At 38.8% G+C, this 14,904-nt stretch carries 10 protein-coding genes; 4 read left to right on the forward strand and 6 right to left on the reverse strand.

Going from position 1 to position 14,904, the window contains the following annotated elements:
• Nucleotides 1-495 (reverse strand): hypothetical protein (locus SYJ56_RS00005; protein ID WP_323831273.1); only part of this gene is annotated, 495 nt, incomplete at its 3' end.
• A gap of 20 nt (nucleotides 496-515) precedes the next feature.
• Between SYJ56_RS00005 and SYJ56_RS00010 the strand changes: the two genes are divergently transcribed.
• Together SYJ56_RS00010 and SYJ56_RS00015 are read left to right on the forward strand one after the other, a co-directional pair.
• A complete protein-coding gene (locus SYJ56_RS00010) occupies nucleotides 516-782 on the forward strand; it encodes a hypothetical protein (protein WP_323831275.1) in 267 nt (88 codons plus the stop codon).
• A 798-nt stretch (nucleotides 783-1,580) separates the two neighbouring features.
• Nucleotides 1,581-1,880 (forward strand): helix-turn-helix domain-containing protein, encoded by a 300-nt coding sequence (locus tag SYJ56_RS00015; RefSeq protein WP_323831276.1) that lies wholly within the window; start codon nucleotides 1,581-1,583, stop codon nucleotides 1,878-1,880.
• 47 nt (nucleotides 1,881-1,927) lie between these two features.
• On the opposite strand, the gene SYJ56_RS00020 is transcribed toward SYJ56_RS00015, so the two are convergent.
• Nucleotides 1,928-2,683, reverse strand: coding sequence for a hypothetical protein (locus SYJ56_RS00020; protein WP_323831278.1), 756 nt, complete (start codon nucleotides 2,681-2,683; stop codon nucleotides 1,928-1,930).
• 147 nt (nucleotides 2,684-2,830) lie between these two features.
• Entirely contained in the window at nucleotides 2,831-4,636 is a 1,806-nt protein-coding gene (locus SYJ56_RS00025) for a DUF4365 domain-containing protein (RefSeq protein WP_323831280.1), read from the reverse strand.
• A 550-nt stretch (nucleotides 4,637-5,186) separates the two neighbouring features.
• On the opposite strand from SYJ56_RS00025, the gene SYJ56_RS00030 reads away from it, so the two are divergent.
• On the forward strand, nucleotides 5,187-6,224 hold the full coding sequence (locus SYJ56_RS00030; RefSeq protein WP_323831282.1) for an AAA family ATPase: 1,038 nt from the start codon (nucleotides 5,187-5,189) through the stop codon (nucleotides 6,222-6,224).
• Here the strand turns inward: SYJ56_RS00030 and SYJ56_RS00035 are convergent.
• Both SYJ56_RS00035 and SYJ56_RS00040 read right to left on the reverse strand, forming a co-directional pair.
• Entirely contained in the window at nucleotides 6,221-8,680 is a 2,460-nt protein-coding gene (locus SYJ56_RS00035) for a S8 family peptidase (protein WP_323831284.1), read from the reverse strand. The genes SYJ56_RS00030 and SYJ56_RS00035 overlap by 4 nt on opposite strands.
• 107 nt (nucleotides 8,681-8,787) lie before the next feature.
• Nucleotides 8,788-9,384: a master DNA invertase Mpi family serine-type recombinase gene (locus SYJ56_RS00040; RefSeq protein ID WP_323831286.1), complete on the reverse strand. Its 597-nt coding sequence runs from the start codon at nucleotides 9,382-9,384 to the stop codon at nucleotides 8,788-8,790.
• Between the two features lie 119 nt (nucleotides 9,385-9,503).
• Here SYJ56_RS00040 and SYJ56_RS00045 point away from each other — a divergent pair, with 119 nt between their 5' ends.
• Nucleotides 9,504-10,421 (forward strand): TaqI-like C-terminal specificity domain-containing protein, encoded by a 918-nt coding sequence (locus SYJ56_RS00045; RefSeq protein ID WP_323831288.1) that lies wholly within the window; start codon nucleotides 9,504-9,506, stop codon nucleotides 10,419-10,421.
• A gap of 52 nt (nucleotides 10,422-10,473) precedes the next feature.
• Here the strand turns inward: SYJ56_RS00045 and SYJ56_RS00050 are convergent, their stop codons facing one another.
• A complete protein-coding gene (locus SYJ56_RS00050; RefSeq protein ID WP_465038389.1) occupies nucleotides 10,474-14,274 on the reverse strand; it encodes a DUF7149 domain-containing protein in 3,801 nt (1,266 codons plus the stop codon).
• Nucleotides 14,275-14,904: the final 630 nt, after the last annotated feature.

Consider the following 14,904-nt stretch of genomic DNA (forward strand, 5'->3'; position numbering starts at 1 on the left):
GCTGTCTTCATCTCTGAGTAAGAAATAAAAGGGATCCATGAAGGAAGGACTGCTGGCGTTAAAGATTCTGCGAACTTCCCCTGCACCTCCCCGCTGAAGGGTAGGTCTGTCTAGGGAAACTTCTTGTCTGGTAGATTCCTGATAGATAAATCCATTGCCGGTGTATCTAGGCCAAGTGTATAGATAGATTTCCTTTTCCGGAATCAATCCCATAAACTCCCCATAAATCAGCACCGGAGCGGCCTCCCCCACTGAGGCAGAAGAGCTTTCGCTCTCCTGCCATTTGTCGCCAGAGTAAGAAACCAAATCAATTCCCTCCGGCAGAGTATCGGAGCGGGTCTCCCCGCCCCGATGGGTGTCTCCTGTACGAAAGGAGACGATGGGGCCAGATCTATGAAGAAAATCCGCCCCGGGTGAATCAGCAACTTGTGCTGTGGAAGTGCTTGTGGGAAGGCGTAGCAGTCCCACTAAGCAAATGAGTAGTGTTAATTTCATGAGCTTTTAATGTTTGTTTTATGCTGGCGGTTCGACGTACTTCGGCAGGCTCAGTAACCAAGCTCACCGACCGGAGACTGGAGACGGATACTTCGACTTCGCTCAGTACGAGTGACGGAAGTGAGTCAGTAGACAGTCTCAGTCGCAGTATGAGCGTCATCGGTAGAAGCTCCTTAGAGCGACGAAGCAATCTCAGTCGCAGTGAGCAGAAGTGGGAAGTCAGAAAGCTCAAAGCTCATAGCTCAAAGCTCAAAGCTGAAAGTAGAATCACAAACTCAAGACTCTAGCTTCTTGGCTCTTGACTCTAACCTCTACCCTCTTGCTACTTGATACCTGCTACCTACCTACGGCAGGCAGGCTTGATAATTCTCACAAGACATAGTTTTTCCACCTCGGCCTAATCGACCAACCAGCAATTGTTATAACTAATAACTAAATGGTGTCAGCTCTACCAGCTACTGTGAGCTTGCTGACGTGAGTGTGTAGTAACCGATCTGCTCAGGGATGTGCACCTCCCCTTTCACGGTCTTAAAAATCAAACCCTCAGATCGGATTCTTGGGCTTCAGGGGATACAGGCGATCTACCGCGGCGATGCCGTGTTCCTCTGGTAATGAATAATAGGCAATAGGTGATGAGCAATGTGACCCAATGTAAAAAAGCGCAGACAGATCCTTCTTCTGGAATACTGATCCCGGGAAGTAACTTAATCCAGAAAAAATCACCATCTGTTCCATGATACTTGGGTTATTACTATAGTCCCCAAGAAAAAAAGCCATTGGTGTGGACTCTCCTTCTTGCGAGAACTGAGGTACGGCCAAGCACCTTGGAACAAGCAAGCGAGTAGCCCACGCCAACGGCGTGAGCATTCCCACTTTTGTCTCGTTCCATTAAGAAAATTGGCCGTTTTCAGTTCTGAGACACTAAGTGCGAACGCTTAGAAATCATTTCGGATATTGATCAAAGTTATCCTTTTGAATAATATATCCGAGATTTTTCTAAATTATCTACAGCTAATATAGAGGATTTAATCAAATACTCCTAATTAGGAGTAATTATTTTTCATGGCAATTATGTGATTGCCTCAATGGAAAATCAAGAAGAGAAATTGACCCCAAAAGCAGAATTACTTAAATCCATTGGAGACAGAATGGAATATCTGCGGAAGTTAGAAGGATATACTAACTCTGATATTTTTTCTTATGACAAAGGAATCAATAGAAGCCAATATGGAAAATATGAGAAAGGAAATTCTGATCTTCAGATATCGACGCTTATTCGAATTATTCATAGCTACAATGAAATGACGATTGAAAAATTCTTTGAAGGTGTAGATATTCCAAAAGAATTTACCAGAAAAGACGATAAGACCAAAAGCTCTAAATAGCCCTAAGCAGAGAATGTGAGTAGTGGATTAACGAACTCCATAGGGAATCATTTAAGTTCTATTACCTCCGAATCCCACCTTCTATATAAGAAAACCTTATCGAAAGATGTACTGAAGCCCTTCTTTATATCAATTTTGTCCCTATAGCTATAAAAGTCGCCCCCTTCACCAATGACCAACCATTGAAGAGTACAAGCCTTATAGTTCTTTAATGACTTCTCTTTTTTAGATAAAATATGATTTAGATCTTCGTCTTTAAAGTCTGGGACCACACCACCCTTGGATTCTGGATGGTGGGACATTGTGAGTACATCAAACCTGCTCATTGAAATCCTTGAGATTCCTTTTGGTAACTTTCTATATCCTTGATTATAAAAATGATCATAGAAGTAATTAGGCGCTTCATTCCAATCAACGTCTAACTGCTCCAAACTACTGGATTCATTTGGTTGAAGATTGCTGAATTCAATAATACAAATATTCACTATTTCTTGTATTGTTGATTCTATTTGATTCTGCTTTAATGGAATGTTGGTATCTATATCTACATCTAGCATAAATCTAAATGGCATAAGTCCTTTAAGTTTAGCAATTACCTTATTATTAAACTTAATTTGAAACTCACTTTCACTCATCAATTTTTCATCGTAAATACATTCAGTCAGTTCTATACCGATTGTTTGACCATTATCAAGCAAAACTATTACATCAGGCTTATCCCCAAATTCAACTACTCCAGATGGAATATCCTCATACTTTTCTTGAAACATTTTAAAAAGATATTTCTCTTCATTTTTTGTCATAAAACCTAGGATGATATCTATGTTTGTGTAATTAGTTTATAGTTTTGGCTTGGTATATTTAGTAACCTCACTACCAAGCAAGCTAAAACTTTTATAGAACACAAAGGTGGATTTAACCACTGAACCGCCACTTTAGGGCAGGTGCTGTTAAAGCTCGTTATACTTTTCAAATCCAATTTCCCCTGCAATATGTAGAATCTCAAATGTGCTCTTAAGTTGAGCTGTATCATCTTTTTTTGTTGGTAGAATTTCATCCATGATTCTAAGTATTTCTGCTTCGTTTTCAATAAAATCATCTTTTGAGGATTTAAGCAAATCAGGAGACCAAGAAATTGCTAATTCATAAATTGGTACTTGCCACATTGAATCATCCTTTAATCCAAAATCTATTCGGAAATGCTTTTTTCTTACGTGTGACTTTATGTTTTTTGCTTTTAATTCAATTTCGGAAGCTTTACTTGGTTGAATCATTTGAAATCTAGAAACTTGAATTCCTCTCTCATCATGCATTAGTGGATATCCAGCGATATATTCCATCTCGGTTACTAATGCCTTTGTGTATTTCTTATCATCATATCTATTCAATACTTCCTTTAAAAAATCTGGCATCTCCCCTGTATATTCATGTCCAGGAATAATACTTATAAACTCATTCTTTTCCAACTTATTTCTCACACTACCATTTTCAAAACTATCCCAATCCATTGCCACACTATACAGTCCGATAAATGGGTCAAACATGGGATTTGTAATTGCTATTAAACAAAGTTCATTGCTATCATCAATCAATTTTATCGCTAATTCAATACTAGTAACTTGGTTTGCCACCTCTTCTAAATCTTCCTTCTTACACTCCCAAAGAATCAATTGTCCCTTGATATTTTGACTATGTACTTTATCAATATTTCGAATTGAAGGGGTGACTTCATAACAACTAAAAAACTGAATAGCAATATCTTTCTTTGGATTTACATATTGATAAAAGTCCCAGCTTCTTGCTCTCCGACTTACTTGTCCAAGAAAGCCAGTTGGAGCTTCGAAATTATACTCTGTATCATTAACTAACTTTCCTCCAATCCTAGAATAGGAAGTCCAATAAGTAAGCTCGTTAAACCAAGACGAATTATTTGATTGTATTTCAATTGGACTAACAATGAATGAGATCCACTCATTATCTTTCGTTTTATAATGGAAGTTCTTTAATTTTTGTTGCAGAAGAGTCAAAAATTCATCTAAATCTATTTTGGTTGAACTAAACTTTATTGATGGCAATGCACTTGAAGGGTCAAGCCTCTTTAATATTGTCATCCATGAAGGTAGCAATTCTATGAAATCACCTGCTATTTCAGCCATTAATTGACTCTCATTGTAAATGTATTCAGAAAAATGATGAAACGGGACAACTCGATAATTAGGCATTAGCAATGGTGTAACCTTACAAGAGATAGTTGCTTCATCCAATCGTTGAATCTTATGATAGAATAGTTTTACCTCATTTAATATCGCCTCTCTAGATTCGTTATTTAGTAAGTTATCTTTTGAAACTCTAACAGATGGATAGTCCTTTTCAAGTTTTGATGGGTTTTCAAGAATCTGTTTTATTGGATTTGTCCAATAGCATAAATCGGAGTCTTCTTCATAAACAACCAAGAAAACAGGAAAGTAACTGGATAGCCATGCTTTCAATAATCCAGAGCTAATTGAAACACTATAATCTCCATTTTTTAGCTGCTTGACATATTCACTGTCTTTAGTAGTTGATTTCACTTGACAACGTAAATAATAGTTAGTCCTGGTGTTGTTAATGAAAACATTGCAATCAATATCCTCTCCAAAATCACTTTTAATAATATCCGCAGTCCACTTGTATTTTGTCAATATAAGCTGAACGGTTTTTTCTCCGATGTCGCCTAAGCTTTGCCCATCTGTTTGTTTTGGTTCTGTTTTGCTCACAATATTATTCTGTGTCGATCTGTTTATTAATGAGTGCTTATCTATTTCGCCATAAAATGGCTTTTATCCTTTGATTTGGACAGTTAACGCCATAATGAGTTTTTTTTTGGAACTTAATATTCAGAAACCTATTCATAGCCCTCATAAAGGGCAGACAAATTGGTTTTTGAATTTAAGCCCAGAAGGATGCTATAAAAGTTAGCTGGTTATCATCTAATAACAGGATATTACAAGAATAATGAAAAATTCCAATTCACAATTTTCCTAAGTCATAGAATTGATCAAAACTAATCCCTTATCATAGGACTTTCAGATATTACGCTTATTCATCTTTAATCCAAAAGTTGTCTGGGATCAAAATAAATGTAAATACTTCTATTGACAGATGCTCATCATGTTAGATCGTATGAAAATTGTCAATTTCTGCCTGTAAGGGGCGTTCTGACTTCTTTTTTACTACGAAGAGGCAATTATTCCTTCGTATAGTACGTAATTTGTAAATACAATATTTATATGTTATTTACATAGGAATTCGATAATCCCTTAGGAATTGACACAGTTCGACTACATCAAAGAAATTGCCCGGTTTGGGCTGGAAAATGACCAGGAGAAGCTGAAGGATTCTCTTCAGGATCTGATCGAACATGCCCGAAAAAGCAAGAAAACCAATCTGGCCATACAGCTGCAGTCTATCCTGAAAGATGCCATACGTCAACATTCCCCAGCCGGAGGATCGAAGGTCAGTTCCGGAATCCGCTTTGAGACTCCCGGACAAAAAGCTGTGGATGACTTGATCTTGGATCAGGTGACTTCGGACTATAGACTAACGGATCTGATCAGCAATGCACAGGTAAAAGAATCTCTGGATCATTTTATCCTGGAACACCGCAAAAAATCACTCCTACAGGCATTGGATCTCCCGGTGGCGCACAAGATTCTTTTCTATGGTCCTTCAGGCTGTGGTAAAACACTGGCCTCGTATGTCATAGCTGGAGAATTGGAGAAAATTCTTTTGGTAGTCAATCTGGGAGCGATAGTATCTTCCAAACTCGGGGAAACCAGTAAAAATCTTGCTAAGATTTTTAAAAAAGCAGCATCTGGGGATTGCATTTTGTTTCTGGATGAGTTTGATTCTCTGGGCAAAGTACGGGACTATAGCCAAGACCATGGAGAAATGAAGCGGGTGGTCAATACCATCCTGCAGCTATTCGACTATCTCCCGCAGTCTACCATTGTAATCGCTGCCACCAATCAGGTAGGCATGCTGGATGATGCACTCGTGAGGAGATTTGATACACAGGTGGGTTTTGAAATTCCCGGTGAAGAAGAAATCGAGGAACTTATCCAGTTGACACTGAAAAGGGGAGTATTTTCCCTTGGCAGTAAAGCAGGTGTGAAGAAGCTGATCCAAAAGGCCAAAGGCTTATCCTATTACAGTATCCAAAAGACGCTGATCTCTGCCATGAAACGCAGTCTCTATAAACTAGAGACCGATCTGGTTCCTGCCAAAGTGACGATAGACAAGGCTATCTGGGAAAAGCTGATTGACGCCGAAAAGGCTGCTTTACTAAGCACAGGAAAGGCTTAAATCCCTCCCTCCACCGAAGATCCTGCCTCCAGATCTGCGATTGCCTGTAGTTCGTTCAATGCTTCGATGTCATTGTAAAGCGATCCCGAAAGTTTGGACTTCTTTGTTCTGGGGATTTCCCGTAATCCTACCACAAGAGAAAATGGATGTGCTGATTCCCTCAAATGTCTAAAGTCAGCTTGGGGGATAGTTGACTTTCCATAACACCGCATTGCAATGGCCACACAAGGGTTATCCGCATCGAAGTGATGAGGGGAGATGCTAAAGCAAACTTTCTGAACATTGGAAAACACCCTGTCCTCCACCCCAAAATGGTCTTCTGACCAGCTTTCACCTTTTTTTAGAATATAGTTTTTCAATTCATCCTGAGAAAGGGTGGAAATTTCCCTTGGTTTAAATATTCCAAAGGAGATATGAAGCGGCAGGTAGGCTAAATGATTATTGGGTATGGGAAGGAATTTGTATACCAGCGTAGCAGTTAACTCAATTTTATTACTGGTGGACAATACCCAATCAGGAAATCTCAGATCGAAAGAATAAAAACCATCAAACTTGATGGAATCCTCTATGACAAAAGTGATGGAGTCCTCATTACTTTCCATGAACCGGTCAGGATTTGGTCTGCCGTGTCCTGTCAGTTTATGGAACAACTTTTTAGTATCTGCTGAATTAAAATGCGGTGGCTTTTTTCCAGCGGGTGATTCAGCAGAATTTATCAGTAATGCTTTTATGGAAGTCATTTTAAGGGCTGGGTATTCCTTTACCAGCTGGGCGACCATAGATGTGATAAGGGGTGTAGCCAAGCTGGTTCCCGCCATTCTAGCAAAGTAGGGAGACCTACCCTGTGGACTGGAGAGCACTTCCATTCCAGCTTCTAAGCTCACATAATCCCCTCCCTCGAATACTAAGTCAGGTTTGAAAAGATATTTATTGCGTTGAGTGTCTTTTAGTTTTTTGCCATTTATTAGCGCAGTTGCATCCCAGTGTGATTTCCTGGAATAAATGGCAGGGTATTCTTTCGCAGGTGTAATCCCATCCGTTATTTCAGTTTCAAAATTACCTGCAAGTGCCCCTACAGAAAGATTGTTCATAGATTCTGAAGGTTCCTGAAGATTGGTGAAATCACAGGAATGCCCTTCAATCTCTGGATTGGTTTTATAAAAAAAGCTAGGATAATGGGTGTTTATATCCAAGTCTCCAAGCAGTAGCATAGTATCAATATCCTCGATTTTATAATTACCTATTGAATTGATGACAAGAATATCCAGTTCATAGGCCAGTTTATCCAACTCAAAAGCAAATTTACCGATAGCTCCATTGTAAGGCTTTGAGCCTGGAAGATTTAAGGAAATATTAAAGATTCTGATGTCATAACTAAGATAAAGCTCTCTAATATCCCTGATCAAGGCTACTACATTCAGGTCATCATTTTGTTCATGAATAACCTTGAGCACTGCCAACCTAGCCTTAGCCGGAATTTCCTCAATTGAATAGTCATAAAAATCAGTCCCAAAAGCTATCAAACCTGCTACTGCGGTGCCATGACCAACTTCATCCCAAAGAGCAGCTGTTCCGGTGTGGTCAATAGTAATATTCGTCATAAGCTCTGTGAGCGGTTCCACCTGAGCTTGAATCCCCGTATCTACCACGCATACAATAGGCAAGTCCTCTTCAACAGATACTTTAAATCCATAACTTCGGACAGGAGTAGCTACTGTCCCAGGTTTTATCACCGGAACTCGGGCAGAAGTGATCAGTCTGATAATATCAAAGTTCTCAGCCAAGATCTTATCCAATCCAGAAAAGCCATTTTTAAGAAAAAAGAGATTAGCTTCCTGAGTGCTGGTTACTTCCACACCCTCAGACTTCAGATAATCGGTTAAGTAATTCAACTGCTCTCTTGCTTCAGCATATTCTAAAATATCGCAAATAGTCAAAACATAACCTTCCTGCCCTGAAAGCACACCTTTTCTATGCGTATCGTCCAAAAGAAAGAAATCGCTGATCAATGCAAGTCTGGAGAAAGATTCCTTTCGATGATCCTCCCCCTGTTTGAGCTTGCTAATTATATCTATATCTGTGAAGAAATTTTTAAACAGCTTCTTATTTCCTATACTGAATAGAACGTTTTTGTTGAAGTGGGATAGATCTATGGGATACAAGCCGTAGTTTCTGAAAAAGTGGTTTTGCAGTTCCTTATCAAACGTGACATAAAAATCAATCTGAATAAGGTCTATATGCGCAGGAATAGGGAGCGTCTTTTTTGTTACTCTTTCAGCCACTGCTGAATTATAAGCGTTTAGTTTTGCTGCAAGAAATCGTTTTTTCTCTTCCGAAATTGGAGGAGCTGGCTCTGGTTTCTGCTCTTCTTTCTTAGTGTCGCGACCTCTTGTTCTTTTAAAACCATTGGTTTTCTCAGGACTTTTTGAATACAGCAGATGTGGATATTCGGGCATTTTATTAAGAATTAAAAATTAAGGATAGAATATAACTAATTGATTTGTAAATCCTACTAACTGTAGTTGATACAACCCCAGCGTTTTAGGACGCTGGGGCATTATTCTTAGTCCATTTTGTCCTTTACAAAACTCGCTACCGTCATGCGATTCACCCCCATCAGTCTGGCTATGGCACTGTAGGAAACCTTCTTATCTAGGTACCGTCTGATTTTCTCTTCTTTCCCTGTAAGTTTTAGGGATTTGGACTTGCTCCCTTTGGGACGGCCCAGTATCTGGCCTTCAGCTTTCCTACGGGCCAATGCTTCTTTGGTACGCTGGGAGATGAGGTTGCGCTCAATCTCCGCCGACAAGCCAAATGCAAATGCGAGCACCTTTGAGTTGATGTTATTACCGAGTTCATATTTCTCTTTGACTGTGTAAACCATGATGTCCGTTTCCATGCAATCGTGTAGAATCTTCATTATCTGCATCAAATTCCTACCCATCCTTGAGAGCTCTGACACAATTAATGTATCCCCCTTTTTCATTTTTTTGAGCAACTTCCCGAATTTCCTTACTTCCATCTTTTTGGTGGATGAAATGGTTTCTTCCATCCATTCATCGATTTCCAGCCCTTTTGTTTTTGCGAAATTCAGAATCTCAAAAGACTGATTTTCTGTTGTTTGCTTATCCGTACTGACGCGGATGTACCCATAAATCATAGTGATCGGTTTAATAGTAAATAATAAGTAATCAGAAAGCGGGCAATAAGGGATTTAAGGCCTATAATCCTAGGTATTTTTGATAAGAGATAAGGAGCGTTTTTATCGGGCAGAATAGTGTGCCTCAATCAGCCTTCTCTTCTACCTCAGGCTGGGTCATACTTTCAGAGATTGAAGCTAGGATAAAAGCCAAAATCGAAGAGGCTGGCACACCTCTTAAGGATTGGGATGTGCAGATCAACTATGGTATCAAAACAGGCTTTAACGAAGCTTTTATCATTGATCAAAAGAAGAGGGATGAATTAGTAGAAAAATGCCCTAAAGCTGATGAGATTATACGTCCGATTTTAAGAGGCAAGCACATAAAACAATATGTATCTAAAATGCATAAAGAATGGATTATTATTATTCCGTTTGGCTGGACTGACGCAAATCGTGGGAATTCTGATCCTGAAGACTTCATAAAACAATCTTTTTCAGTAGTATACGATCATTTTATTGCGAGTTCTAAAATCAAGTTTAAAGGAAAAGGTCTTTTTAAAAGAGATGATCAAGGTAAATATTGGTGGGAACTTAGAGCTTGTGACTATCTAGAAGAATTTAGCAAAGAAAAACTTATTTATATTGACATTATGACTGATAATGACCTAGAGGGGTATAAATTTCCTGCCTTTTCATATGCAAGAAATGAAGTTTTCACATTAAACACTTCATATTTTATGGTTGGTGATGAATTTAATCTTAAATATATATTGGGCGTATTAAATTCGAAATTGGGTAAATTTATTGTTAAGACTAATGTCACTGTATTACAAAAAAGGCAGTACAGATTATTTCTTCAATTCGTTGCGGAATTTAAAATTCCAACTGCTGATAAGCTTATAAAAGATAAAATTATCTCTTTTACTAACCAGATAATTGAGCAAAGAATAATTGGACACGACACATTAAATTTAGAAGCATTGATTAATCAAGAAATATATAATATCTGCAATTTCACCGATGAAGAGAGTTATTTTTTAAACAATCAAGAATAAAATCTATGCAAATTCCTTTAATTCTCATGTTTTAAAGTTCATCCCAATAGCTTTATGCCTTAAAGTACTCAATTTCCTCATCAACAAGCCCATACATTTTATAGGCAGTTTTGTCGATTTTATCAATGATGTTTTTGTTAGGATTTTCTATCGCTTTCTCCACTAACTCTTCAAAAGAATCCTTTTGATTTGGAGAGGGAAAGTAAATTGGAAGTTGTTCAATGGTATACTTTTTCCATCGGTTTGTACCAACGCCAGTCGCTGTTCCGATTAGATTAAAGTACCATTCTAACAATTTTGAGTTTAGCATACCCAATAAAAATAGTAATCGATCACCAGTCATTAAAAATGAGGTAGCTTCAACATACATTTCACCATCTATATACGCAAATTTTGATTTGTCAGAAATTTCACCCCAAACAATTTTAGGCCATGAAAAAGACTCCATATAAATACAGCTTCGCAGGTTATAAGGTGTACTACCTTGATCAGTTCTTGCTATAATTTTTTGAGAAAATTGGTTGAGATGCTCTTTAATTTCTGGATAATCCTCAATGTTAACTTTAGGAACCTGCATCCCAGTTGGACTTGTATACCCATTATGGGTTACGATCAAATAGAGGTTGCTCGAATTCCCCACATATCTTTGAATATCCCTGCCTCTAATAATCGGACGAATAATTTCAGCATTTTTAGCTGAAGCCTGCACCAGCCGATCACGCGTTTGCTGATCAATAATGAAGGCTTCATTGTATCCGGTGAGGATACCCCTATAAATGGATACATCCCAATCTTTCAAAGGGGTGCCAGCATTTTCTATCTTTTGTTTTATTCGTTCTTCTATAGGAGAGAGGATCACCCATCCAGCACCTTCAGAAAATGATTTTTGTACGGATGAGTTCTGCCCGATAAAAACGCTCATTTTTTCCAAGCTCCCGATAGATTTATTGATCAGGCAGGTTTGTACTGAACCCGAAAAAACTTCCTTCTGTGCTATCAGTATATTCGTGTCCACAGTAGCTGAGGCAAAGACCTGATACCCACCAAAATCAATCAGCTGCAGCGGGTTGGTTTTCTCCAAAAAGAACTTCCTCAGACTCTGCCCGTAACTTGCCCGCATCCACTTGTTGGAGGTAATAAAACCCAGATAATAACCGGGCTTCAGAATATTCATACCCAGCTCATAAAAGAGCGAATAGATATCCCCCGTGCGAACATAGGTCTCGAAACCCATTTTTTGAAGCACATCGGCATCCTCTCCCATCTTCTGGAGCTGGATATAAGGTGGATTACCAATGACGACCTCAAAGCCTTCGAAATCTCCTTTTGAGTCCAAGACCTCAGGAAATTCAATCCTCCACTCAAAGGCATTCTTATAGATTGCATTGCTTTCGATTTCGTTGATTTCCGCCTCGATCTTAGCGATTTTGGCTTCCCATTTTTTGGACTCTGACTTTACGTCTTTTTGGCTTTTTTTCTGACCAAATAAATCAAAGTTATTCTGAAGTAAGGACAGCTGCCCGCGGAACTCCGCCAACCGTTTACGCTTTGGATCTCTTCGGCTAACCGACTCTCTGAACTGCTCCTTGATTTTTCTGATAAATTGCTTTAAGTCCTCCTTCGCTTCTTTATTCGGGGTGTTCTTATAGCTTTCCACTGCATCTTGGTAGATGGCTACACTAAAATTCTGCTTTCTGAACACCTCAGACAGGTCTTCATTAAGCGGATATTTAGACAAAAGTGAATTGCCGGATTTAATGTTGATGTCTATATTAGGCAGGGTTTCCAGTTCAAGGATTTTGCTCTGCTCTCCGTCGGTTGCCACTTTATAATAGGCATTCTTCAGTAGCTCAATCCATAGTCTTAGCCGGCATATTTTTGCAGAATTGGGGTTAATATCAACTCCAAACAAACATCCTTCTATGATCCTCCGCTTCTCATTAAAAATAGTCTCCTGGATTCTCTGCGAATCCGGATCAATCTTCCAATTTCCCGATGAATCCTTTTTAACCTGATAGTCAAAGAAATCCTGAGTATTTCTTCGGAGAAGAATAAGCTCGTCATTGGCTATCGTGACCTGAATATCTGAGATTACCCTACCCGAGCTATCTGCCAAAATCCCCAATTCGGCTTTGATCAGAATCAGCTCATTCAGACTAGAAACCAAGAAGTGGCCTGATCCCACTGCAGGATCAATTATTTTAATACTATCCAGTAACTTATTGTATTCGAGAATATCCGTGGTCTTTCTTTTATTCCCGATGTAATTATTCAAATCATCCAGATTATCTATATCCCATGAATAAGCGTCATTGAATTTTTTAAGCACTGCCCTACGGATCGTCTCCTTACACATATACATGGTGATGGCACCCGGTGTGTAGATAGCCCCATCCCTGTAGCCATTGATCTTTTCGAAAACAAGCCCAAGGACTGCTGCATTGATAATGGATTTATTCTCCTCCTGAACGTCTTCTTTACCTACCGAAGAAAAATCATACGCATCCAAGAATGAAAAAAGATACTCCAGAGGATTCAGCTCCTCTTCAAAATTCTTGATTCTCTTTTTCAAGATTGAGGACTTAAAAGTCTTCATTTTAAGATTGTCATCCAACGCATTGATGCGGAGGGTTTCTTTTTCCAGTTCTGATATCTCGAAAAGAGAACTGTTCAAATACGGGATGTGCGAAAACTTACCCTGAACAAATTCGGATCGATCTGATGCCTGCAATGCAAGCACCTGAAAGAACAACTTATACAGTTCATCAAAGTTGGGAATGGTACGGAAATTCAAGAATCTAAACTCTTTGTTTTCTTGATGGTACCTCAACAACTGAGCTTCCAAAAGCTTTAGGAATAAGATTCTATTTATCCACGTAAGACACAGCGATAACGCAATGTTGAAAATTCTTTCCTCATTATTCTTACCATACTGCTCGATAGAAGATACAGACCTCCATGTTCCTTCGAGCTGAAGTAGACTAATCGTATTTTCCAGCAAAGAGCCTCTTTCACTATTCTCCAAAGGAAGTCTTCTGATTATTTTCTTGGATTGCTCCTTTGTCTCTTCCAGTCCTACGATATGAAGCAGCTCGGCAAAAAAACCCTTATCTAATGTATTGCTATCACTGACAAATGGCAATTTTAAGAAATGGACTGGCGTGAAGAATTTGTAAAGAGGAATGAGTTTTTTGTCATTCCGATCTCCTTCTGCCTCAATAATCTTCAGGTAATCCCTTAAGTCAAAATGCGTAAAAGCAATTTCCTTGTCCAGTTCCTGTAAAAAAGGCTTGGCAATCTCATTGTAGAACAGGTCTGTCTTAGAGCTGATCGATTGCCCCGCATCCCATTCTTTATAAGCCTTTTGCAATCTAGTGTTTGTGGTAAATATTTTCTCAAACAGCGCTGCATCAAATACAAACCATTCGTAGATGTTTGTAATTATCAAATTTGTCAGGGAGTAATTTTTATTATTCACCCGTTCTCTAAGGAAATAAAGAATGAGTTCATGCATGGCGCGGGTGTTTAGATTTTCCCGCGTAACCATTTCTGCTTTGTTTGCAGGTTTCTTTACTTCGAACAGCACTCCAACAGGTGAACTGGAAGTCTTATCGAGATGGATTACAAAATCAGCTTTTTCTTTGGTCGCCACCAGGTAATCAGGATGATAAAATGTATTCTTCAAAAAATCCATGAGGAAGATTTTCACATGTTCCTCAGACTCTTTTTCGTTGATTTGAGCTATCAGCTGCTTTAAATTAGCCTTAAAACGGTCCAGGTCCTGGCGCAGGGGCATGATCAAACGGTAGGCTTGATCGAGGCTACTTTTAATGTCAAGAATAGAAAATGTCATTTTGGGTAAGGATATTTAAAAATCATATCGAGTGATGGATTTCCTAAGATAAAAGTTTGATGGATAAAAACCCCCTATTTTATTCAGCAGAGAGTGATAAATGGAGGATTATAAAACGATCATCAACTGACTATCCGAATTGATCTGTTTTTTCATTATATTTTTAAAAGACAGATGCCTGTTGCCGTCAACAAAGAATATTACATATGTAAAAAGTAACAGTTACATAAGGCTCCTCAGATCCATCAATGATTTGTCCTGATCTAGTTGGGTTGTAGTGAGGCAAGTTCTTGTCTCTATTGTCAGAATCAAAAGGTGTTTAATGGTTTCCGGATTTAAGCCCGGATGGGTGGTAAAAGTTGGCTGTTCTACCTCATCCCCTCCCTCTTTCCGATTCCCGTTGGTCTCGGGACAGGCTGTCTTGTCCTAGAATAAATTTACCAGCCTTACTCCCGACAATTGTCGGGACTGGCCTAAGTTTAAAATGTTTCTCTGTAGCGAATCATTTCTTAACGCTTTGTCTTCTTTCAGCTTTGCAGTGAAAAATTAAAAACCTTCGAGGGTTTGAATCAAAGGTTAGCATTAGTCAAAAGACCTGTCTAAGGTAGGCAGAACCGCGTTAAATGGAGC

Origin of the sequence: Algoriphagus aurantiacus (genome assembly GCF_035156405.1) — a bacterium.
Taxonomy (GTDB): Bacteria; Bacteroidota; Bacteroidia; order Cytophagales; family Cyclobacteriaceae; genus Algoriphagus; species Algoriphagus aurantiacus.

What these genes read in the sequence shown, in the direction of transcription:
- SYJ56_RS00010 (WP_323831275.1), top strand. Translation starts at nt 516, where the DNA reads ATGCTGGCGGTTCGACGTACTTCGGCAGGCTCAGTAACCAAGCTCACC.
- SYJ56_RS00015 (WP_323831276.1), top strand. Translation starts at nt 1,581, where the DNA reads ATGGAAAATCAAGAAGAGAAATTGACCCCAAAAGCAGAATTACTTAAA.
- SYJ56_RS00020 (WP_323831278.1), bottom strand. Translation starts at nt 2,683, where the DNA reads ATGACAAAAAATGAAGAGAAATATCTTTTTAAAATGTTTCAAGAAAAG.
- SYJ56_RS00035 (WP_323831284.1), bottom strand. Translation starts at nt 8,680, where the DNA reads ATGCCCGAATATCCACATCTGCTGTATTCAAAAAGTCCTGAGAAAACC.
- SYJ56_RS00040 (WP_323831286.1), bottom strand. Translation starts at nt 9,384, where the DNA reads ATGATTTATGGGTACATCCGCGTCAGTACGGATAAGCAAACAACAGAA.
- SYJ56_RS00050 (WP_465038389.1), bottom strand. Translation starts at nt 14,274, where the DNA reads ATGACATTTTCTATTCTTGACATTAAAAGTAGCCTCGATCAAGCCTAC.